The organism is Paraneptunicella aestuarii (assembly GCF_019900845.1).
Lineage (GTDB): Bacteria > Pseudomonadota > Gammaproteobacteria > Enterobacterales > Alteromonadaceae > Paraneptunicella > Paraneptunicella aestuarii.
This window is the reverse complement of sequence record NZ_CP074570.1, coordinates 4335618-4359218: the sequence shown is the minus strand read 5'-3', so window position 1 is coordinate 4359218 and position 23601 is coordinate 4335618. Positions and strand designations below refer to the sequence as shown.

The window sequence follows — 23601 nt, the reverse complement described above, 5'->3', positions numbered from 1 at the left end:
CGGCGAAAGAGGCTACATGGTTGTCGGGTGAAAATCAATCAGTTCCAATAGCTGAAGGGCGGGCATTACGCCCGCCATACTTGTGATTATTGTCCAGCACATCCATAAGTATTCAGGTAGGTGTTGGCTGCCGCAGCTTTAACCAAACCGTAACCGAAATACTCGTCATGTCCTGATGCACCTTGATCTTCAGCAGTTGCTTTCAACGCTGCGCGAATCTGTTCACCAGTACAAGTTGGATGATTAGACCAAACCAAAGCAGCAACACCGGTAGTGGTTGGTGTAGCCATTGATGTACCACTCATGGTTCCGTAATCACTTGTCGTAATATCAATAGTAGCAGTAGATGCTGCAAGTATTGCTGTACGGTCTTCTAACGCCGCGCCAACAGCCGGGATAGAAGTGTTATTTGGATCTCCCAATGTACCGTATAACATGCCTGCTACGTTGTTCACGATAACTGCACCGATACCGCCAGAAGCTTCACAGTTAGCGACTTTATCGTGGAAAGTAATGTTGCCGCGGTCGATAACACATACTTTGCCTGCTGCGCCAGAGTCAATTGCTTCAGCTGTACCCATGAAGTAAGTCTGACCAGATGCAGAGCCAAAGTTCTCCATCGCAGAAGAAGCGAAGCTTGCGCCGCCGGCAGAGAAAGTTGAAGACGTTGCTAAACCTGCTGGGTAAGTGGATAGTACGTCAACACCACTTGCTGCAACTTCAACACAGATTGTGTCGTCGAATGTCGCTCTCTTTCCGCGACCAGACAGACAGGTTGGGAATTGAGAGAAATCTGCGATGTTGTTGTTAGCGTCTGCTGCGCCAATCATCATAACGGCTGAGTAAGCTGCAGGATAAGAAGCTACGTTGTTACCATCGTTACCTGCTGCAGCAAGCGCTAAACCGCCACCAGCCTGGAAGTTTTCAAAAGCTGTTTTTTCAGTTGCACTTGAACCGCCACCACCAAGGCTCATGTTGATAAGGTCAGCACCTGCGTTAGCACAAAGGTTAGCTGCAGCTGCCAAGCTTGAGGAGTAACCCCAGCCAGCTTCGTTGAATACTTTAATGATGTGCATGTCAACGCCAGGAGCCATACCGATTACGCCGTAGCTGTTGTCAGCTGCACCGATAGTACCGGCTACGTGAGTACCGTGAGGGCCACCATGATTGAACCAGTTGCCAGTGCCTGGATCGTTATCACCAGTGATGCCTGCCCAGTTGAAATCGGTGTTGCTTGAATCAAGACCTGAGTCGATAACACACACTTTGATACCAGCAGCAGGGTTGAATGTTACTTGATCTGCTTGGGCTTGGTAGTAACCATAAGGAGCAACTTGCTGAGTCATTGGGTCGCCAGCATCGTCATTCCAAACACTTAGAGGTTTACGAATTTGGTCTTCTTCAACCAGTTTTACGTGAGGGTTGTTTAATAAACCTTTCACGTCGTCAAGGCTTTTGCCCGCGAAAGTTGCTGCGAAGAAGCCATCTGATTCAAGATGAATTTCACCGCCAGTTTGTTTGGCAAGTGCTTTTACGATGCCTTTACCAGCGTTATCAACTTGAATGATATATCTGTCATTGGCTGCGTTAGCAGAGAAAGCAGCGGTAACTGCCGTGGCAAGGATTGCAGAGGTAAATAATTTCATTTTCATAATTTCTATTCCTTCAACTCACTATAGTTATAAATTGCTTTAATTATGTTGGTGCCTGATAGGTCACTTTTTTACTGCTCCTTGGTGAATGACTGTTCAGATGTTTTTCAACTTTTCTAAATCGTCTTTCATAATCATTCTGTCCGTGAGTTAGTTGTAATTTACGTGTAATTTTTGACTCATCGTTAGTAACGAGGCGACAAGTTTTGGTAAATTTACGACACCACTTAAAGGCAATGTTTAACTTTTTGAAAAATAAGGATTATTTACTCTAACTAAATATTGGTCATAATTTTTTTGAGGTAATATATGTTACCCGATTGCTGGTTATTAAATTTACCAAGAAGATTTCTGCAATGCAAAAGGTTTGACTATTTAATGAACTTGATTTGGCAATTTAATTATACCAATTAAGAATTGACGGCTATGCTTTTTATGAAGTTATGTTCCTAAAAAGGTTTAGGATTCATACTGTTGTCATGCATTTGTCATGTTTCAATTTCTGAGTATTCAGGGTGAAATATTCAGTTTCCATGAGTTGCTTTATAGCGATTTTCTGAATGGATTTTGAAGAGTTGTGTCGATTATTGGAATATTTGGTGTGATCAAACAAAAAACGCCCATTGAGATCCCCAATGAGCGCTTTTAAATATCAATAACGATTAAATTTTTAGTGACTTTTCACCGCGAGCTAGGCCACAAACACCTGTACGCGAAGTTTCAATTAGGTCTGTGTAATCAGCCATCGCTTGCAAAAAGGCATCCATTTTCTCGCTGGAACCCGTAGCCTGAATGGTGTAGGTCTTGGAACTAACGTCCACGATTTGCGCTCTGAATATATCAACATTGCGTTTTACTTCTGCTCGAACCTGGTCATTAGGCGTCGCGACCTTTAGTAGCATCAATTCACGCTCAAGATGGTCGCCTTCTGTGAGATCCATCACTTTAAACACATCAACTAATTTATTGATTTGCTTGGTAATTTGCTCAATCACTTTCTCATCACCGTTAGTGGTAATGGTCAGCCTCGATAAAGTAGGATCCATTGTTGCCGCAACGCATAAGGAATCAACGTTGTAACCACGCTGTGAAAAAAGACCGATAATTCGGGACAAAGCGCCGGGTTCGTTTTCCATTAATACAGAAATTATCCGTCTCATCTTAAGTACGCTCCGTCTTGCTTAGTTTCATGTCAGACATAGCACCATGTTTAATTTGCATGGGATATACGTGCTCATTAGGGTCTATCGCGATATCAACAAAGACCAATTTGTCTTTTTGGGCAAAGCATTCTTGCATGGCTTTATCCAGTTCAGATGGGTGATCGACTTTAATACCCACGTGTCCATAAGCTTCAACCAGCTTGACGAAATCAGGCATGGATTCCATGTATGAATGGGAGTGTCTGCCTTGGTAAATCATGTCTTGCCATTGTCTTACCATGCCTAAAGAGCGGTTGTTCAAACAAATGATCTTGATAGGAAGATCATATTGCAGGCAGGTAGATAATTCTTGAATATTCATCTGGATACTGGCATCACCGGTGACAACGGCAGATACCGCGCCCGGAAACGCGAATTGAACTCCCATGGCGGCAGGAAGCCCGAAGCCCATGGTTCCCAAGCCACCAGAGTTAATCCACTGGCGAGGTTTGGCAAATGGATAATAGAGTGCCGCAAACATCTGATGTTGACCCACATCGGAGCTGATATAGGCTTCACCATTCGTATGTTTATACAAAGATTCAATAACCTGCTGTGGTTTGATTAAATCAGCATCCGATTCATAGGTTAGGCACTGGCGTCCACGCCATTCTTGTATTTGCTGCCACCAGGCTGCCAGTTTTTTCTTTTGAGAAGCACTATCGACATCTTTCAAGTGTGCTGCTAGCTGCTCTAAGACTTTTTCTACCGAGCCAACAATGGGAATGTGAGCGCGTACTGTCTTGGAAATGGAAGCCGGGTCAATGTCTACGTGGATGATGTCTGCGTCAGGGCAGAACTTATCTACGTTGTTTGTCACCCTGTCATCAAAACGGGCACCAAGCGCTAATATGCAATCGGCGTTATGCATGGTTTTGTTGGCTTCCAGTGTACCGTGCATGCCCAACATGCCAATGCATTGTGGGTGTTGGCCTGGTATCGCACCTAACCCCATCAGGGTGTTGGTGACAGGAGCCTGTAACTTCTCGATTAATGTTAGAAGTTCGCCACTTTCTGCGGCTTTTAACGCGCCACCACCAAGGTAGATAACCGGGCGCTTAGCGGATTTCAATACCTGCGCTGCTTTCTTGATCTGTTTGCTATGGCCCTTATCAGTAGGGTTGTAAGAGCGCAAACTGACATTCTTGGGAAAGTGGTAGGGGTGCTTTTCCTGAATATTGACGATATCTTTTGGTAGATCAATAACCACAGGCCCAGGACGACCCGTGTTAGCAATATAATAGGCCTTGGCAATTGCCGTTGGGATGTCTTCGGCTCTTTTCACCAGAAAGCTGTGCTTCACGATTGGGCGTGAGCAACCTATCATATCGGTTTCCTGAAAGGCATCTTCCCCAATATGAGTGGAAGGAACCTGACCGGAAAGTACAACCATGGGGATGGAGTCCATATAAGCAGTGGCAATACCGGTAATGGTATTGGTTGCGCCTGGGCCTGATGTGACGAGCACTGTACCGGTTTGTCCGGTTGCTCTGGCAAACCCATCAGCCATATGCGCAGCGGCTTGTTCATGACGGACGAGGATGTGCTTTACATCATCTTGAGCAAATAATGCATCATATATATCAAGCACGGCACCACCGGGATATCCAAAAACGTATTCAACCCCGGAGTCCCGAAGTGCCCTGACGACCATTTCGGCACCAGACATCATTTCCACTTGAACAACTCCTTAAGAAATTTAGCTATTAAAAATAATCTAGCAGAGAATATAAGGGACTTGGGGAGAAGATGAAACATTTCATGAGATAAAAATAGAATTTCATCCTTAATACTGAAAATAAACGTGATAAATGTTGCAAAAATGTAATAAAAAACCATGTTGAATGAAATGTTTCATCCAATTTTTAGGGTTTTTGCTTTTTAGTTCTCTTCTTGTAGAAATTTCGCCTCTGGCTTCTTAGGGCATTAATCGCAAAGGTTCTTCATGCAGGGCGGAGAATTGCTCTTTTAGCGACAGAATTTGTTGTTCCCAATATTTATCATCAGCAAACCAGGGAAATGCTCTGGGAAATGCCGGATCTTGCCAGCGGTTTTCCACCCAAGCCATGTAATGCACCATTCGCATGGCGCGTAATGGCTCAATTAAGCTCAACTGTGCCGTATCAAATTCGTGGAATTCTTCGTAGGCGTTGAGTAAGGTGTCGAGCTGCAATATTTGCTGTTGCTTGTCACCAGACAGCATCATCCAGATATCTTGCATGGCCGGGCCATTACGGCAATCATCTAAATCAACGAAGGTGGGGCCATCACGCCACAGTATGTTTCCTGGGTGGCAGTCCCCATGTAAACGCAGGGCTGGGAAAGAGTTGTGCTTCAAATACAGACTTTTGGCGAGATCGACAACCTGAACCAAAATTGTGAAAAAAGAGGTATGGAGATGCGCTGGCACTAATTTACTGGACTGTAATTGTTGTAAAGGTTCCAGTAAGTGGGTCGTCGTAGTAAAGCTGTCTCTGAATTTAAATGGTTGGCGGGCACCGACGGCGTGAATACGACCAATGAAGCGTCCCATCCATTCCAGCTGATCCAGATTATCCACCTCGAACTGGCGTCCACCAACGGAAGGGAAGATTGTAAAGTAATAGCCTTGATGCTGATGTAAGGTTTCGCCATTTAGCTTTAGTGGTGCTGCAATAGGGATCTCATGTTGCTCAAGCTCCAGAGCATAATCATGCTCTTCCTGTATCTGTTGAGCCGTCCAGCGCTGAGGACGATAAAACTTTACAACGTAGCGACGTCTATCTTCATCCAGAAACTGATATACACGGTTTTCATAGGAATTAAGAGCGAGTAATCCCGAATCAACTCGAATGCCAATGGCTTCGATTGCATCAAGAATAAGGTCTGGCGTGAGTTCGGCGAATGTAAAGCTTTGTTCCTGAGTCATTACCTATTGAGGATCCCGTATAAGGTTGTATATAACAAAAACGCCAGTCTATTTTGTTACTGGCGCTTTTCTCTTTGAGTCGTTTAACAGTGTACTGTTTCTGCTATGGAGAAATAAACTTGCTCGGTTCCAATTCCTGCACTTTACCATCTGTACTAATAACCTTGAAGCGAATACTGGTGATGGATTCGTCCAAATCGTAAGGATTCACCGCGATACTCAAGGGGAAGGTTTCTATTTGACTTCCCGATACCGTGACTTCTTTTTTACCGGTTAAACGATAGTCTTTAAGCCCTTCAACAGAAATGAGGTAAGTCATTTCTTGTTGGGACTTATTCAAGACTTTTAGGGTATACACGTTCTCAATTAAACCGTCATTGGTTTCACGGTAGAGTGCTCCGCGGTCTCGAATGATATCCACCTCAAGTGGAACCCTGTTGATTATTTGTGCGGCAAGCAAGCCCACCATGATGGTCAACACGACGGCATACCCGATGAGTTTAGGGCGAACAATATGGACTTCTTTGCCTTGTAGCTTATGTTCTGAGGTGAAGCTGATGAGCCCTTTGGGGGAGTTCATTTTATCCATCACCCCGTTACAGGCATCAATACAGGCTCCGCAGTTAATGCATTCATATTGCAGCCCGTTACGGATATCAATGCCTGTTGGACAAACCTGAACACACAGGTTGCAGTCTACACAATCACCCAGTCCTTTTTCCGCGATTTGTTCTGGTGTCATCTTACGGCTGCGAGGGCCACGCTTCTCACCTCGCTTGTTGTTGTACGCCACCATTAATGTGTCGGCGTCGAACATGACCGACTGGAAACGTGCGTATGGGCACATGTGAGTACACATGATTTCACGCATCCAGCCTGCATTTCCATATGTACAGAAGGTGAAGAAAAGAATGGCGAAGCCTGCCCAAAAGCTGGTGCTCCAGGTGAATATGTTGAGATAGAGCTGACCTATGGGTGTGAAGTAGCCAACAAAAGTAATCGACGTGAGTAGCGCTACCAGTAGCCAACAAATGTGTTTCAACGACTTACGCCAAAACTTATCAAAATCCATTGCACGTTCATCCAGTTTCACGCGCTTGTTATGGCTTCCTTCCAGCTTGTGTTCAAACCAGATAAAAATATAGGTAAAGGTGGTCTGAGGACACATAAAACCGCACCAGACACGGCCTGCGAATGCGGTAATAAAGAATAGGGCGAAGGCACCTATCATAAAAATCCAGGCAAGCAGGGTGAGGTCTTGCGGCCAAAGTGTCAGACCAAAAATATGAAAGCGCTGGTGCCCAATATCAAGCAAGATTGCTTGATGTCCGTCATAAGTGATCCAGGGAGTGCCAGCAAAAAGAAGTATAAAGAATGCACCAAATGTTCTGCGGAAGGTTTCCAGTGCGCCTTTAACCTGTCTAACGTAGATATGACTGCGTGGTTGATACCTGTCATTTTTGGCTTTGTCTGGGCGATGAACTTTTACTGGCGTGATATTCTTTACCGGGATCCGTTCTGGTTCTCCGGTCGCTGTATTGGATTCAGGATTCTCGTTCATAATGCCCTTTAAGCTACCTCGGGAGTTATGTGCCATTATTCGTACTGGGTCATTTTTGTGAGGCTCGTGAAGGAGCGGTCAACCTATTTACCAGTGCATGTAACCTTCCTTGTTATTGTAGTCCCTTAATATTAATTTAGGTATGCCTTTTCATCATGAAGTTAAGATAAATTTGCTTCAAAGAATTTATGGCTGTGAATTTTATACTGTCTCAATAGCTTATTTTTCTTGGTATTGTTAATAAAAGGTTAACAGTAAGGTGTTGGTGGAAAAATTCGCAAGATGTCTGAAACTATACCTATAATTATCACCAGAGATACCTATTAGTTGTGTGATTTACACTCAATTAGTTTATGCTATCAGTAACTGGCCTGGTTTGATTTGAAGCAATGAAAAGAGGATTCGTATTAATTCTTGAAATCGCTGCATTGATTGTGATTTTGCAATCTTCGTTTGTGCAGTATTTTCTCTCTGACGCCCAAGATTCGGTGACGGAGTGGCTTCTTGCGCTTTCCAATTATCAGGAAAACCGTGAATTAGAGTCTTTAAGAAATAATACTGAGGTTGCTTTTTCTGCTTTGAACAAAGGACAGAAAGACTATTTATATGACGTGACAGCCAGTAGAGATAACATCGCTCGTTTCCATCGCCTGTACTGTGTGGAGGGGGATAAGAATCCATACGTTTATGGTTCCACACTGTCTTATTTTTGCAGCGAAATTTCCCGCTCTAAGGTCTTAAAGACTTCATAACGAAAAATTTAACATTAGGAAGTGGATTCATTTTTTATTTCGGGTAGCTCAGGATAAAGCGAGCCCCTCCCAATGGGCTTTCTTCTACCATACATCTTCCTTTATGCCATTTTTGTACTCGAGACACGATGGCTAATCCCAAGCCGGCTCCACCTTTGTCACGAGAACGTGCTCCGTCGGGGCGAAAAAAAGGTTCAAAAATACGGGCTCGGTCTGCCTTTGCGACGCCGGGGCCATCATCGTCAATCATGACAATAACTTCGTTATCTTGTTCTTCGATATGGATTTGCACCTGAGTTTTTGCATACTTTAATGCATTTCCCAGTACGTTCTGGATGGCTCTTTCAATGAAATGCCCATCACCCATAATATTGCCTTCATGATTGTTGGTAAAAAGCTGTATTTGAATATTGCTTGTTTCAGATAGTTTATCGATCAGCTTTCCGCAAGCGACACTTAAGGGGATCTCTGCCATAGCAAGCCCAGGATCGACACTGTCCAACGTGGCATAGTCGAGCATTTCCTGCACCAGCCTTTCCAGTTCATTAACGTCGCTTTGCATTCCTGATACATCAATGTTTTGTGAGTCATCCAGCATGGCTAAGGCAAATTTCAGCCGGGATATTGGTGTGCGAAATTCATGAGCTACGGCACCACTCAGTTCTTTTTGAGATTGCAACAGCTCTTGCACTTGAGCACCCAAAGAAGCCAGAGCTTTGGCGATATTGTTAAGGCTGGAAGTTGGGCTTAAATGGATTTCAGGCAATGTACCGTCGCGGTTTACCCTGCGAACAGTTCGCTCCAGAATACGGATATCTCGCCATAAAGGCCATGTCCAAAAAGCAAGAGCAAGCCCCATTAGCAGGAAAAAAAGTCCGCTATATAGAAAAACGTTGGTTTCAGGCTCTTTAGGATAAGTAACGGTAATAAACTCGCCGTTATTTTTATCCAGCAAGAAAAGTTGTGCGCCTAATTTCTGGTCATGCAAGATGATAAAGCCTTTTTTGTTTATATCTTGCTGCTGCTTCTCCGGTAGCCTGATGTGAGTTGATGGATATCGTTCAACTTGCGCTCCGCTTTGCTTTGCCAATGACTCAATGGAAGCCCCGGTTTGGTGGCTAAGTATGGTGCCCAAACGAGACAGGTTGGGTTCTTGAGCTTGTGAACTTTTTGGCTGCAATGTGTGTTCGAGGAGTGCCGTCAAACTGATCAGCGACACCACGACAAACAGGTATAAGCTGGCGAATAACCTAAACATGGTAATGACTGCTCTTGTTCACCGATATAACGCTCACTCTTGATAAAACGCTATTAGTCCCAGGCATCAGCCACAAAGAAGAAGCCTTTGCCCCAAATGGTTTTTATGCGGAATGGGGATTTCGCGTTGTCATTGAGTTTTTTTCTTAAGCGTGAGATTCGTACGTCAGCAGAACGATCCAGGCCATCGTATTCTCGTCCAATGATGTCTCTGTAAAGGATTTCTCGGCTTACAACCTGAGAGGCATTTTGAGCCAGCAGCCATAACATATCGAATTCGTGGCTGGTTAAAATAATATCTTCACGATTCAGTGTGACTGAACGAGTGCTCTTGTTGATGCGCAAGCCGCCAAATTTCAAGGTATCGTTATCTTTTCCTGAGGTTTGTGCTGGAGGGGAAACCCGGCGTAATAAAGCATGAATTCGAGCCAGTAAGACCCGAGGCTCTACAGGCTTCAGAACATAATCGTCAGCACCCATTTCCAGCCCCAGAACCTGACTAATATCGTCGTCTTTAGCGGTGAGAAAAATGATGGGGCCATGGTATGTTTTGCGTAATTCCTGGCATAATTTAAAGCCGTCGGCACCAGGTAGCATAATATCAAGAATAACTAAATCGGGATCGTTGTGTTGAACTTCTTCAACCAGGTAATCGCCGTTGGGCTGAACGTTGACTTGCATGTCATTTTTACCCAGATAGTCGGCGATTAATTGACTGAGTCGGGCATCATCTTCAACCAGAACTATGTAATGCATTAGAACATACTCCAGGGAGAACGCACTCGGCGTCGTTGTCTAACAGGATGGATAGATTTTACTTCCAGTTTTTTCTCTAATAAGACTTCTTTATTTTTATCTACCAGAAGTAAAGTGTTTGTTTCCTTTATTTCAACACTGGCTGTTATGTGCTCAGGAAGTTGTTCCCAACATTGTATGAGTTCTTTTTCCAGATAGAGGCATGCGGGTAATGATAGGGAAGCTCGTTCACCTGCGGTCGTGATGATCTCAAATTCAAGACGACAGAAATCGCCCGGCCTGTCTACGACACACGCCGAGGGGATAACATCCCATTCAGTAGGTAGCGCATTCACCTCACTATGGAACAACCCTGCATACATAATGAACAACAATATTCCGTTGCTCAAAAACTTCCTAGAAGCGATATGAAACTCCAGCAAACGCAGTAATTATGCTTTTCTTATTAACGATCGGGCTGCGTCGCATTCCCCCATGCAAATACTGATATCCAGCCATCACTAACCAAGTCCATTGGTCATTGATTGGCTTCATCGCCATCAGTTTAATTGCAGGCTGCCAACCTGCCTTGGCCTCATACAACGAAGCGCCTGGCAAATTATCATCAGCATCCAAGCCATAGTAGTAGTTTGTTAACTCTCTACTTTTCCATTCTACTGATAAGGTAGGTTGTATTTGCCAACCTTGCCAGTCGAATTTGTTTGAATAATCGAATTTTAACCATTGACCATTATAAACACTGCTGACATCTGTGGCTAAAGTAAGTGCCCACTCACTATTTTCTGATGAATAGTGAAATCTAAATCCGCCATCCAATGCCCAGTCTCTATGAGCAACATCATCGACAGATACCTTTTCTTCAGAAGAAGCAGAATTGCTCACTCGACTAGTGGGGGGAAGAAGTGTATTGCCTGTGTCGCCACCTTCATCATCACCTACTGGCTTAGCCGTAATGGATGAGAATGATCCAGCCAGAAGAAGATTGCCTGGATGCCAAAAAGTAAACAGGGCTTTTTCAGTATTAACACTGACAAAAGATTCGATATTCCAGTTTGATGAAGCATTCCATTGATAACCCACTTCGGCGTTATCCCAATACCAGTTTTCGCCGTAGTAAGCGATATCGGGAAGTATGACTAAAGGTAAATCATCGCCATTTACCAGAGGGTTTATTTTCGCTCCTACTCCCAAAGCAACTGCCAAGTGCCAGGAATCAACCTCAATACAGCCTGTATTGTCACAGTTTTTCCCTGATTCAACTGCCTCTGCACTATCCTGTGCCATTGCACCATAGTGTGTAAACAGTGTCAGCAGAGCAAGAAATGCTGTATTCACCGACTTATTTGAAAGGGTAAGTAACAAGGTCTTTTATATCCTGATTAAAGTTGAACGAGAAATACAAGGACTGATTCAGTTTCTAATACTATCAGATTCATTGCTTGTACTCAGTAGCAGATTACAAATAAACACAAATCTACACAGATTGGATCGGAATATATTTTTACCTATACCTACTATGAATGCCGGGGTTCAGCCGCCTTAATGATGTTGGTAAATATTTCTTTACGGATAGTGTTGGTTTACTGGAGGTTATTCGATATTTAGAGCTTCCTGCTCATGTATCAACTGATCCAGATCAACCATTTATATCGATTTAGTCTTTAGGATGTAAAGGTATGAAAATTAGCCCGTTTAGATATGTGAACGCAACTGATTTAGGCCGACTGATTTCCTACTTAACCTCTTTTCTTATCTTGAGTTGAGGTTATTTACAACGCTTGATGTTTGACACTTGATATCTCATCTGGAAATTCATTTGCACAACGGACGTGCTCTTTTTTTAACCATATCTGACTTATTTCCAATTTATTGATATTTACAATCGTTTTTTCAAACTTTATTTCTCAACGAAACACGCCACTATTTAAGGAACTCAATCGTTAGAACATCCGTTTGCTCTTATAGCATCAATTCATTTTCAAGGGAGTCGCAATGAAAGCATCTGATTTATTTGTTAAAGCACTTGAAGCCGAAGGTGTGGAATATGTGTTTGGTATTCCCGGAGAAGAAAATCTGGATTTACTGGAATCATTACGTCATTCATCCATCAAACTGGTACTCACGCGCCATGAGCAAGGTGCAGGGTTTATGGCTGCGACATATGGTCGTTTAACCGGAAAAGTGGGCGTGTGTCTCTCTACTTTGGGGCCTGGCGCTACCAATCTGGTGACGCCTGCAGCCTATGCTCAGCTTGGCGCCATGCCCATGTTGATGATTACTGGTCAAAAGCCCATTAAAACCAGCAAGCAAGGTCGCTTTCAGGTGATTAACGTCGTCGATATGATGCGCCCCATCACCAAATACACAACACAGGTGGTTAGTGGAGATCGTATTCCTTCCGTTGTGCGAGAAGCGTTTCGGGTTGCGCAAGAAGAAAGACCGGGCGCTGTACACATTGAATTGCCAGAAGATATTGCCGCAGAACATACAAGTATGCCGTTGATCCCGGCAAGTACCGTGCGCCGTCCACTCGCTGAATATAAAGCGATTAATAAAGCGGTAGAAATGATCGAGCAGGCGCGTTCGCCTGTGTTAGTGATTGGTGCAGGGGCGAACCGCAAGTTAACCAGCAAAATGTTAACGGAATTTGTGGCAAAAACCGGTATTCCTTTTGTGACAACACAAATGGGCAAAGGTGTATTGGATGAAACTCATGAATTGTTTATGGGCAATACGGCGCTGTCGGATGGTGACTTTGTTCATCGCGTTTTAAAAGCTGCCGATTTGATCATTAATGTGGGTCATGACGTTGTTGAAAAACCGCCTTTCTTTATGAATGCAGACAGCGCCAAGGTGATCCATGTGAACTTTGCGTCGGCATCGGTTGATCCTGTGTATTTTCCTCAACTGGAAGTGGTTGGCGATATCGCTAACAGCATTTGGCAAATGAAAGAAGCCATTCATTCACAGGCTCACTGGGATTTTCAATTCTTCAGTAAAGCGCATTCGGCTTATTTGCAACACCGTAAAGAATCGGAAGATGATTCACGTTTTCCTATATTGCCAGAGCGTTTCGTGAAAGATATTCGTCGAGCAATGCCGAAAGACGGCATTGTTACGCTGGACAATGGTGTTTATAAGATCTGGTTTGCACGTAATTACCCGGCAGCCTTTCCAAACACACTATTGCTGGATAACGCCTTGGCGACTATGGGAGCTGGCTTGCCTTCTGCGATGGCCGCGAAAATGGTGTATCCGCATAAGCCTGTACTGACCGTGTGTGGTGACGGTGGCTTCATGATGAACAGCCAGGAGCTGGAAACCGCGGTGCGTTTGAATTTGCATATTGTTGTTGTCATTCTGCGTGACGATGCCTACGGTATGATCAAATGGAAACAGGCCAATATGGATTTCCCCAATTTTGGTTTGGACTATGGCAACCCTGATTTTGTGAAGTATGCACAGAGCTATGGGGCAAATGGGTGGCGTATTGAATCCGCCGAGGAATTGTTGCCAAAAGTCCAGGCATGTTTGAATGAACCGGGAGTGCATGTTATCGATGTGCCTGTGGACTATAGTCTGAACGATGAGACGTTAAATTCGACCATTCGCGAGCGTAGCCGAGAGCTGCAGTAAGAAGAAATTTATTTAAGAAAAGAGTTTGAGAAAAGAGCTTGAGAAAGAAGCCCAAATTTTAAAAAAGGAGATCTTTCATGTTGGCAGAAGCCTATCCTTATTATCTGGCGAACAAACCTGTGTTCGCCAACAAATCTTTACCGGTAACCAATAAATATACCGGTGATGTTGCCACTCACGTTGCCTTAGCCAATGCGGAAGTGATTGACCAAGCGATTGCAGCTGCCGTTGAAAGCCAGGAAGCCATGCGCAAAATGCCGGCTTATCAACGTCAGGACATTTTGAATTACTGCATTAAGCGTTTTCAGGAACGTTTTGAAGAACTGGCTTACTCCTTGTGCATTGAAGCGGGTAAGCCCATTAAAGATGCTCGCGGAGAAGTCACTCGTTTAATCGACACTTTTCGCATTGCGGCTGAAGAATCGGTTCGCATGGGTGGAGAAGTGATGAATCTTGAAATCACGCCACGAGCAAAAGGTTATTCCGGTATGTATAAGCGCGTGCCTATTGGCCCTTGCTCTTTTATTTCGCCGTTTAATTTTCCATTGAATTTGGCTGCTCACAAGGTGGCTCCAGCACTGGCGGTGGGTTGTCCGTTTGTATTAAAACCTGCAAGTCGAACGCCGCTTGGTGCGTTGATTATGGGTGAAATTCTGGCTGAAACCGATTTACCTGAAGGGGCTTTCTCTATCTTGCCTTGCAGCCGTGATGGCGCTGATTTGTTTACCACAGATGACAGATTCAAATTGCTCAGCTTTACGGGCTCGCCCGGAGTCGGCTGGGATTTGAAAGCCAAAGCGGGCAAGAAGCCGGTGATTTTAGAGTTAGGTGGTAATGCTGCCTGCGTAGTGGATGAAGATGCGGATCTGGATGACGCGATCCAGCGCATTATCTTTGGTGCTTATTATCAGTCCGGACAAAGTTGTATCAGTGTTCAACGTATTCTGGTGCATGAAAAGCTGTACGCTGAATTCAAAACCCGTTACGTGGAAAAGGTGGCGGGTTTGGTACATGGCGATCCGCTCAGCGAAGATACTTTCATTGGCCCTATGATTTCCGAATCAGAAGCGGAACGATTGCATGGCTGGATTCATAATGCCGTTGCTGCTGGCGCAACGTTATTGTGTGGCGGAGACAGAGATGGCGCAATGTTAAGCGCGACAGTATTGGAAAATGTGCCAGAAAACGCCGAAGTGAATGCTGAAGAAGCCTTTGGGCCAGTGTCTATCATCAGTTCTTTCAGTGATTTCGACCAAGCGCTTGTTGAAGTGAACAACAGTCAGTTTGGCTTGCAGGCTGGTATTTTCACTCGCGATATCTATAAAGCCCATAAAGCATGGGATGAGTTGGAAGTGGGCGGCGTTGTTATTGGTGATGTGCCTAGCTGGCGTGTTGACAACATGCCTTATGGTGGCGTTAAGGAATCCGGCTTGGGAAGAGAAGGTATCCGCTTCGCGATGGAAGATATGACAGAACTGCGTTTAATGGTCTTGCGTACGCCTTAAGTAACGGTAGTTGTGAGCAGCTCCTCAGTCGCAGCCAGGCGGCTGAGGAGACACTGGTTATTTACCCACATATTCCATATACACATCAGCGCGTTGGTAATGTGAATTATCCAGCTTGGGTTTATGCACAAATCCCATCGACTCGTACAAATGCAGCGCGGGTTTTAAGCGACTATTGGACTCAAGAAAGAGCAGATCGCCGCCACTTTTATGGAAAGCGTCAATGACCGCTTCCATTAATTTACGGCCTATCTTCAAACCTTGATACTTCTCGGTAACTGCCATTTTGGTTAGCTCGAAGCAGTTTTTCTTGCTCGCGTCTTGCGACAAGCCCGTATAGTCAGACTTCAACAAGGCACATGTCCCCACAATTTCATCGTTATAGCGAGCAAAGAATATTTGTCCGTCTTTGTTAAGGATGTACTTTTTCGGTTTGGATAACACCAGATCGTCAATTTCTTCTACATAGAAGTATTTCTCAAGCCATTCAATATTCAAGCGTTTGAAGTCTTTCGCATATTCCTTGGAATAAGGGATGATCTCTACTTGACTGGCATCCTGTAACTGAGTGAGTTGCAGTATTTGTTCCGATAACGGAAGCTTTATCTGTTGCTGCTCAAGGTTAGATATGGCGTTGAGTAAATCATCCTGGCAGGCTGCAATTCGATCATTCAGGCAGACACGCATATGCTCCCAAATGGGTGTGAGTTGTTGAGTTAACTGTTTACCTGCATCGGTTAGTCCTAACAGTCGGCGCCTTTCATCTTGATCGTCTGCTTTGCTCTCTATGTATCCTGCATCCAGAAGTTTGCGGCTCATTTGGCTAATGGCAGGATGGGTCAGCCCCATATGCTCAGCAATTTGGGTAACACCAGAATCGCCATTTTCATGCAGAAGAAATAATACGGCAGTCCAGCGAGATTTCAGATTGATATTGAGCGTGGAGTAGATGTTGTCTATCTCATCATAGAGAGTGTCGCTCAATCGCTTGAGGCGAGTACCCAGAAACATAGCGCCTAATTCTTCAATAGTCTTCATATGTTATCACTTCAGAATAGATACAAGATGATTATTGGAAATAATATACGTAAGTGGTTACGTAAAATCAAATGGCAAAATTAAAATAGTTAACCTGAACTCGGTATAAGAAATAACGTTTTACAGGGGAATTGAAGAAGATATAAAGAGCTCCGTAGAGCTCTTTAGGTATGCATATAAAAAATTAAATAGCAGTAAACTTTATTGGTCTTTACCCATTAATCGCCTCTAAAACTGCACCGGTTGAGCTTCATCTTCATCGACTGCTATTGGGCGCATGCCTTCGTCGACAACCAAGTCGCCTTCACCAATTGAAACTTCACCAGAAGCGGCAATGGCATCATATTGCAGATGATAAATACCTATTTCATCGACAGGACCAGTCCACACTTGCATGTCAACTTGATGCCCTGGCGGAGCATGCATTGGCTGTGAGCCTGCAGCAATAACGTCGCCTTGTGGATTGGTCAGCGTCCAGTTCACCACGATGTCTAACGCTTCAAATACTTTGGCAAAGACAGAAATTGCCACAGTAATCAGATCACCCGGTTTAGCGTTTTCTTGCTCGATATGAGCCGAAGCAAATGCTTGTTCACTTTGAATACTACCGATTCGCTGACCATCGAGTGTCCACCACCAACGGTTAATGGTCAGACGGCTTGATGTGGTTGAAAATTTCAATGTGGTACTTGCACCATTAGCCACAGCGCCACCGTCATAATCATGCTTGCTGGTGCTGTCGCCTTGCACATTACCAAATGCGCCAGAATCTGTGTTCGTTGCTGCCTGCTTAAATTCAATATGCAGGTCGTTAGCATCCTGGCCGGTATTGTTGGTGAAGGTTATTGTGCGTTTGGCGGCTGCAAAACTGGTTCCACTCAATACGCAGAATAAAGTTACGAGCAATGCTTTGGATAATACGTTTAATATTTTATTACTTAACATAACTGCCCTCTCATCTGCTGATTTAAGAACAGGACTTCCCACTGTGCATAGCTAAATTGCTTGGTTTTGCCAGACTTCACTTCGACAGGCATTACATCGATACTACAACACTCCTACAAAGAACAGTGAGTAATCCCGGGTATATTCAGGTAATATAATTTACCAGTTTTGATGTTATTGCAATCGATTGTTAATTAAATAATCTGTTTTGTTGTATGAGTGTTGTTACGGAGAAAGTGGTTAGTTGGGTGACAGCCGCCGGGAGGCAGCTGTCGAGCCTGTGTGGATTGCTTTTTTAAGCTAATTTATCTGTTGCGATACGATAACGAGGATCTTCGTTAACATTCATTTCAACGTAAGATTGCGCTTTAGTCAGTAAATCACGGCATTCAGAACTAATATGGCGAATATGCAGTTTTTTGCCTTGTTGCAGGTATTTATCCGCTAATCCGTCGATAGCATCTAGTCCAGATGAGTCCCAAATACGGGAATTGGCAAAGTCGATAACCACATGTTCTGGGTCATTTTGCGGATCAAACAAATCTCTGAAATGCAGCACTGAGCCGAAAAACAGTGGGCCGTCTAATTCGTACACTTTCCAGCCATCGTTATCAACATGAGATTTGATGGCAATGTGAGTGGCATGTTTCCAAGCGAACACCAGTGCAGACATGATTACACCCACCACAACAGCAATGGCCAGATCAAAGGCTACTGTGATCGCGGTAACAGAGAAAAGTACAATGGCATCTTCTTTGTTAACGCCACGCATAATGCGGAAGCTTGCCCATTCAAACGTACCAATGACCACCATAAACATAACGCCAACCAATGCTGCAAGGGGGATCATTTCAATCAGAGGCGCGGCAAACAGGATGAAAGCCAACAGGACTAATGCTGCGGTGATCCCCGACAGGCGTCCACGACCACCAGAGCTGATATTAATCATGCTTTGACCAATCATGGCGCAGCCACCCATACCACCAAAGAAGCCATTAACGGTATTGGCAACACCCTGACCAATACATTCACGATTGCCTTTGCCGCGAGTATCGGTCATGTCGTCAATCAAAGACATGGTTAGCAATGATTCAATCAATCCAACCAGCATCAAAATAATAGATGTGGGCAGCACTATCATCAGAGTTTCCATGTTGAATGGAACAGTTGGAATAGCAAATGACGGTAGCTCACCTGCTAACGTTACGGTTGCCTTTTGTTCTGCGGGAACCATATCGCGAACAAAATCAATAACGGTGCGAGCTTCCAAATCCAATCCATGCACCAATGCGGTTACGGTGACAATGGCAACGAGTGAAGCAGGAACCGCTTTCGTTAATTTGGGAAGGAAAAAGATAATCGCCATGGTTAAGGCTGTGAATCCAAGCATGATGTAAAGCATACTGCCTTGCATCCAAACATGGTTGCCAAGGTTATCAACTATTTTGAATTGCCCAAGTTGAGCGAGAAATATGACGATCGCCAAGCCGTTTACAAAGCCCAGCATAACGGGGTAGGGAACCAGTCGAATAAACTTTCCTAGCTTGAAAATCCCCGCCAGTATTTGCAGAACCCCTGCCAAAATGACGGCGGCAAATAAATACTGAACGCCGTGCAGGGCAACCAGAGAAACCATGACCACAGCCATCGCGCCAGTTGCACCGGAAATCATTCCTGGGCGTCCACCAATCGCAGACGTGATTAAGCCCATCATGAAGGCGGCGTACAACCCAATCATAGGTTCTACGCCTGCAACAAAGGCGAAAGCGACGGCTTCTGGCACTAATGCCAAAGCCACTGTGATACCGGAAAGCACGTCATTCTTAACGTTGCTGTCCCGGCTGGTTATCAAATCAAACATCTGGTTCCCCGACTACTAGCGATTCAAATTCAAGAGTCGTGTACAGCCAATGGTTAAAATTGGCGATTTGCTATACACAACACTGGCAAAATTGGGCGCAGATTCTACCAGTAATCATAGTCGAGATCCTTTAACAGAATGTTAAATGTGCAATTGCCCTTACTTTTTAGGATGTTTAACCTCACCCTCGTAGACTGGTTTGCAGTCACTCAGCTTCTTGGATACCCCGCCTAGCAAGCCTTTGATTGGGCTGATAACAGTTTCAAGCAACGAGTTTGCAACGGCGCTTTTCGGGGAGTTGATATCACCATTTAGGGTTTGTTTGATATCGGCGCAGCCTTTTGAATCAAGAATCGAGAATGTGAAATCTTTGAATTTTTGCGCCGCAATATCGATACCGCCATCCAGCGCAATTCGATATTTGTCTGTGGCAAAGGCGGTATCTTGCATATTCAGAACACCTTTATCGATTTGGCTCTTGAACAGTAATTGCGGGATTTTGGTTTCGCCTTCCATTGCCAACGAGCCCGAACCAAGGTCGAACAATTGTGTCGCTAAAATGCCTATGGGGCCGGAAATTAAGAAACCACCAATATCTTTCAAATCGGTTTCACGGCTTTCCTTGATAGCTTTTACAACCTGATTAATATCAATCCCTTCCAGCTTGGCATTGTCCAAACCTAAATCAATATTGCCGTTCAGGCTTTTTAACAACGTCTGGGTGTCGGCGGTTGCCATCAGGTTATCCAAACTGCCTGCCAACGATAATTGACCCACGGGCTGAATGGGCAAGTCTTTGAAAAAATGAGAAAAGTCGGCAAGCGACAGCTGGCTGTCTGCAATCTTCAAACTGGCTTGAGGATTTGTCATCACATCCAGAAATTGGCCAGTCAGATTTAGCTTACTGCTTTCTGTTGCCAGGCTTAACTGTTGTAAATTGATTTTGTGGATATTGCCCGACAATGCCATGGTCAGTTTACCCAGAACCTGTCCCATGACATTGTTGCTGTCACTGGATAAAGCCAGCTTCACATCAGGCATATTTTCAGGTGTTAAAATCTGTGAATTTGACACTAACTGCACGTTGCTGATGGTAATGTTTAGTCCTGAGATATCAATCAGTTGCTGTGAAGACACATCTTTAATTGATGCGTTGGTGATATGAATATTCTGAATTCTGGCCTGTGTAACAGGCAGAGCAATTTGCGTTTTTGTTTCAGGCTGGGGTTTTTCTTTGCCCTCATTGGCTTTCGCTAACGCATTAATTTTGTCCATGTCAAAGGTGAGCTGAGGTGAATTTAGAGTAATGTCATCCACAATCACTTCTTTAGATAAAAGAGGATTGACCTGAGTGATCACCTGTAGCGCTTTTATATTGCCTTGTACAAGCTCGCCATCCAGCTTGATATCCTGAACAGATAATTCCCCGGGAGACATCAGAGAATGATGGATATTGCCAAACTTTACCCCAACATGTGGAACCGTTTTTAGCTGAGCTTCAATGTCCTGCTTGAACCAATTTGGATCCCATAATAGAAGAACGGCCAAAATAAACAGGATGGGTAATACTAAAATAATTTTGACAACAGATGATTTAGACAAGGCTTTCTCCCTACATAGCAATAAAAGTATCAGTAAAAGGCGTCAATAAAATTTCTCAAATACAACTCTGTGTATTAATAGCATAAATCCCCCAATAGTGTGATTTCCAAGGGGCAGATAATTGATCAGAATTATGTTTTTAATGTTTATATGAAATAACGTTTCAGCTGCCTTGAGTAACAAAATCGCAATAGGTTTTCGCTTTGGCATCACGTATTATTTAACCCCCGCCACCAATTCGGAGAATGTCCTATGAAAATCCTCGTCGATACACACTCACATACCGTTGCCAGTACCCATGCCTACAGCACAGTGCATGATTATTTTGCGCAAGCGAAATTGAAAGGCATGCAGATGTTTTCCATTACTGACCATGCGCCAGAAATGCCCGATTCGCCACATCCTTGGCATTTTGGCAATATGCAGATTATTCCAAGAGTGGTTGATGGTGTTGCCATGCTACGAGGTATAGAAGGTAACATTATGCCGATGGAGGGGGGATTGGATGTATCGGAACGAATGCAGCCTTTTCTGGATTTTGTCATTGCCAGTTTTCATGAGCCTGTATTTGAGCCTGTTGATAAAGCCACTCATACCAAGGCGATGATTAATACTATCGAATCTGGAACCTGTCATATTTTAGGCCACCCCGGAAACCCGAATTACCCTCTTGATTATGAAGAAGTGGTACGAGCTGCGAGGGATAACAATGTGCTGGTGGAAATTAACAATAGTTCATTCTCGCATTCCCGTTTGGGCAGCGAAGAGTTCTGCCTGCAAATATTGGAGTTAGTCGATAAATTGGATTGGAAAGTGGTGTTTTCCAGTGACGCACATATCGCCTATCACGTAGGAGACGTCACTCACTGCGTCGCTAAAGCCGAAAAGGTGGGGTTTCCCATTGAAAGAGTCATAAACCGAGATGCCAAAACCTTTCTTGGATTTTTATCAGAGCACGGAAAAAAAGTTGAGCAAGAATTAAGTGACTGGTTACAAACTTTGTAGCTTTATAAAGCCTGAACGTGAACACCAAAGCTAGCCAGCCATTGGCTGGCTTCTTGCTCGGTGAATACTTTTTTTAAGGGAACACCTGAACCCGTAATAAAGCCTTCCAGATTTTCACTTTGTTCTATGTGGTCAACAATCCAGCATTCGGCGAGCTGATTTCGTCTATCCAAATCAATATTGGCTGTGATTTTTTTCTCTGAATCGAGCAGTTCCTCAGGCAATAGGAAGCCCCTCATGTCAACTACCATTGCCCATGGTGTATTGCGTGCTTTTGACATGGTTTCAGACAATTCAGATAAATAGGCTAGATCTATGCTGATAGTCCAAGTACCTGTAATACGAACTTGGATAAGGTTTTTACTGGAACAAATTTGATAACTGGCGATCTGCGACATAATGGATCGAAAACTCTCTGATACTGATGTGATAGCTTTCCGGCGCTCACGTTACCTTAAAGGTAGCACCGTAATCTATCGATTTCTCGAAAATCCATTGCATGTGTCGGAATTTCACACTTCGCCGGTAAATATTCTGGCGAAACCGGGCTAAAATAAACCTTTTAATCCACAAGCATGATTTACCCACAGTACTTAAGTACTATGGGCGTGCAGTTTAATTGAATCAATAATACCGCTTTTAGGTCTGGTAGTGGTTTAGTCCAGGAAATGATGAAAATGAAAAAATTAGTATGTGCCTGGTTATTCGTATTAAGTGGCTATGTTTTTGCGGATCAAGCCAATCAAATAAACACTGATGTTGGGCTGGTGGAAAAAAAGAGCTTCACCATCAGCAACTTTCAAACCTTTAACGGCAAGATGATTAAAGACGTGAAGGTGGGTTGGGAAAGCTATGGCTCACTGAATCAGGATAAGTCGAACGCTATTCTTATTACTCACTACTTCTCCGGTAACTCTCATGCAGCAGGCAAGTATCATCAAGATGATGCTAAAGCGGGTTATTGGGATGCGATTATTGGCCCCGGAAAAGCCATTGATACCAACCTGTATTATGTCCTGAGTGTTGATACTTTAGTGAATGCCGGCGTGCATGATCCTAACGTTATCACAACCGGACCAGCCTCTATCAATCCAGATACCGGTAAACCTTATGGTTTAAGCTTTCCTGTGGTGACTATTCGCGATTTTGTGAATGTGCAAAAAGCCTTGTTGGATAGTTTGGGGATCGGCAAATTACACGCGGTTGTGGGCGCTTCAATGGGATCATTGCAAGCGATTGATTGGGCGTCTGCTTATCCTGATCGCGTACCGCGTATGGTGTCAGTGATTGGCATGGGTCAGTCCGATGCCTGGACTGCCTTAGCTTTGCATCAATGGGCGGTTCCCATTACGTTAGACCCTAAATGGAATAAAGGTAATTACTATGATGGCGATGCGCCTCTTGATGGCTTGGCTGGTTCATTGATGGTGATTACCCAGCAAGCGTTGCATCCCAAATTTATTAATCAGGTGAACGCACAGCATTCCCCACTGGAAGAAGCACCAATGATGGATATTCTGGCTAATCATAAAGCGGTTGATTGGTTGCAGGGGGTTGCCAGAAACCGTGCTGAGATCATGGATGCAAACCATGTATTGTATTTGATTCGAGCTTGTCAGCTTTTTGTGACTGGTCACGATGGCGATATGAAGAATGGGCTATCCAAGATCAAAGCCAAGTCACTGTTCTTACCCTCTTCTGGCGATTTGCTTTTGATGCCTTACATGGCAAAAGAGGCTCATGACGAGTTGAGAGCATTGAATAAAGCAAGTGAGTATGCAGAGCTGCAAGGCACTCAAGGGCATTTGGATGGTGTCTATTCAATTCAACAAAAAGCGGAAAAACTAAGAGCATTTTTGGCTGATTAATATGGATGAACCTGAGTTCTAATCGTTTGGACTCAGGTTATGTTTTGAAAGAG

At 44.1% G+C, this 23601-nt stretch carries 19 protein-coding genes; 5 read left to right on the top strand and 14 right to left on the bottom strand.

Annotated features, from left to right (window positions below):
* Positions 1-86: 86 nt before the first annotated feature.
* From KIH87_RS16990 to ccoG, 5 genes are all read right to left on the bottom strand, one after another.
* Complete coding sequence (locus tag KIH87_RS16990; RefSeq protein ID WP_232359048.1) at positions 87-1652, bottom strand: S8 family serine peptidase; 1566 nt, start codon at positions 1650-1652, stop codon at positions 87-89.
* A gap of 662 nt (positions 1653-2314) precedes the next feature.
* Entirely contained in the window at positions 2315-2812 is a 498-nt protein-coding gene (gene ilvN, locus KIH87_RS16985) for an acetolactate synthase small subunit (RefSeq protein ID WP_232359047.1), read from the bottom strand.
* A 1-nt stretch (position 2813) separates the two neighbouring features.
* On the bottom strand, positions 2814-4532 hold the full coding sequence (locus KIH87_RS16980; protein ID WP_232359046.1) for an acetolactate synthase 3 large subunit: 1719 nt from the start codon (positions 4530-4532) through the stop codon (positions 2814-2816).
* A gap of 240 nt (positions 4533-4772) precedes the next feature.
* Positions 4773-5762, bottom strand: a complete 990-nt coding sequence (locus KIH87_RS16975) for a serine/threonine protein kinase (RefSeq protein ID WP_232359045.1) — start codon at positions 5760-5762, stop codon at positions 4773-4775.
* A gap of 103 nt (positions 5763-5865) precedes the next feature.
* Complete coding sequence (ccoG, locus tag KIH87_RS16970; protein ID WP_232361512.1) at positions 5866-7323, bottom strand: cytochrome c oxidase accessory protein CcoG; 1458 nt, start codon at positions 7321-7323, stop codon at positions 5866-5868.
* A 389-nt stretch (positions 7324-7712) separates the two neighbouring features.
* Between ccoG and KIH87_RS16965 the strand changes: the two genes are divergently transcribed.
* Entirely contained in the window at positions 7713-8075 is a 363-nt protein-coding gene (locus KIH87_RS16965; RefSeq protein ID WP_232359044.1) for a hypothetical protein, read from the top strand.
* Between the two features lie 34 nt (positions 8076-8109).
* On the opposite strand, the gene KIH87_RS16960 is transcribed toward KIH87_RS16965, so the two are convergent.
* The 4 genes from KIH87_RS16960 to KIH87_RS16945 are packed head-to-tail and all read right to left on the bottom strand — an operon-like array spanning position 8110 to position 11450.
* Complete coding sequence (locus tag KIH87_RS16960) at positions 8110-9333, bottom strand: ATP-binding protein (protein WP_232359043.1); 1224 nt, start codon at positions 9331-9333, stop codon at positions 8110-8112.
* A 53-nt stretch (positions 9334-9386) separates the two neighbouring features.
* Positions 9387-10088, bottom strand: a complete 702-nt coding sequence (locus KIH87_RS16955; RefSeq protein WP_232359042.1) for a response regulator — start codon at positions 10086-10088, stop codon at positions 9387-9389.
* Positions 10088-10477 (bottom strand): DUF3019 domain-containing protein, encoded by a 390-nt coding sequence (locus KIH87_RS16950; protein ID WP_232359041.1) that lies wholly within the window; start codon positions 10475-10477, stop codon positions 10088-10090. Before KIH87_RS16950 ends, KIH87_RS16955 begins: the two co-directional genes overlap by 1 nt.
* A gap of 7 nt (positions 10478-10484) precedes the next feature.
* Positions 10485-11450 (bottom strand): MipA/OmpV family protein, encoded by a 966-nt coding sequence (locus KIH87_RS16945; RefSeq protein ID WP_232359040.1) that lies wholly within the window; start codon positions 11448-11450, stop codon positions 10485-10487.
* A 630-nt stretch (positions 11451-12080) separates the two neighbouring features.
* Between KIH87_RS16945 and KIH87_RS16940 the strand changes: the two genes are divergently transcribed.
* Positions 12081-13724: an acetolactate synthase large subunit gene (locus tag KIH87_RS16940; protein WP_232359039.1), complete on the top strand. Its 1644-nt coding sequence runs from the start codon at positions 12081-12083 to the stop codon at positions 13722-13724.
* A gap of 77 nt (positions 13725-13801) precedes the next feature.
* Positions 13802-15229, top strand: a complete 1428-nt coding sequence (locus KIH87_RS16935) for an aldehyde dehydrogenase family protein (protein ID WP_232359038.1) — start codon at positions 13802-13804, stop codon at positions 15227-15229.
* Positions 15230-15286: 57 nt separating this feature from the next.
* Here the strand turns inward: KIH87_RS16935 and KIH87_RS16930 are convergent, their stop codons facing one another.
* The 4 genes from KIH87_RS16930 to KIH87_RS16915 form a co-directional block, all read right to left on the bottom strand.
* Positions 15287-16267, bottom strand: a complete 981-nt coding sequence (locus KIH87_RS16930; RefSeq protein ID WP_232359037.1) for a bifunctional helix-turn-helix transcriptional regulator/GNAT family N-acetyltransferase — start codon at positions 16265-16267, stop codon at positions 15287-15289.
* A gap of 228 nt (positions 16268-16495) precedes the next feature.
* The gene (locus KIH87_RS16925; protein ID WP_232359036.1) at positions 16496-17212 is read right to left on the bottom strand and encodes a hypothetical protein; all 717 of its coding nucleotides are present in this window, start codon (positions 17210-17212) and stop codon (positions 16496-16498) included.
* A 295-nt stretch (positions 17213-17507) separates the two neighbouring features.
* The gene (locus tag KIH87_RS16920; protein ID WP_232359035.1) at positions 17508-19073 is read right to left on the bottom strand and encodes a SulP family inorganic anion transporter; all 1566 of its coding nucleotides are present in this window, start codon (positions 19071-19073) and stop codon (positions 17508-17510) included.
* A gap of 159 nt (positions 19074-19232) precedes the next feature.
* Positions 19233-20675 carry an AsmA family protein gene (locus KIH87_RS16915; RefSeq protein WP_232359034.1) on the bottom strand — a complete coding sequence of 481 codons (1443 nt, stop codon included), beginning with the start codon at positions 20673-20675 and terminating at the stop codon, positions 19233-19235.
* Between the two features lie 252 nt (positions 20676-20927).
* Here KIH87_RS16915 and KIH87_RS16910 point away from each other — a divergent pair, with 252 nt between their 5' ends.
* Positions 20928-21680 carry a phosphatase gene (locus KIH87_RS16910; RefSeq protein WP_232359033.1) on the top strand — a complete coding sequence of 251 codons (753 nt, stop codon included), beginning with the start codon at positions 20928-20930 and terminating at the stop codon, positions 21678-21680.
* 2 nt (positions 21681-21682) lie between these two features.
* Here KIH87_RS16910 and KIH87_RS16905 read toward each other — a convergent pair whose 3' ends face one another.
* Positions 21683-22078: a hypothetical protein gene (locus tag KIH87_RS16905; RefSeq protein ID WP_232359032.1), complete on the bottom strand. Its 396-nt coding sequence runs from the start codon at positions 22076-22078 to the stop codon at positions 21683-21685.
* A gap of 279 nt (positions 22079-22357) precedes the next feature.
* Between KIH87_RS16905 and KIH87_RS16900 the strand changes: the two genes are divergently transcribed.
* Positions 22358-23548, top strand: coding sequence for an E22 family MetX-like putative esterase (locus tag KIH87_RS16900; protein ID WP_232359031.1), 1191 nt, complete (start codon positions 22358-22360; stop codon positions 23546-23548).
* The last annotated feature ends 53 nt before the right edge of the window (positions 23549-23601 follow it).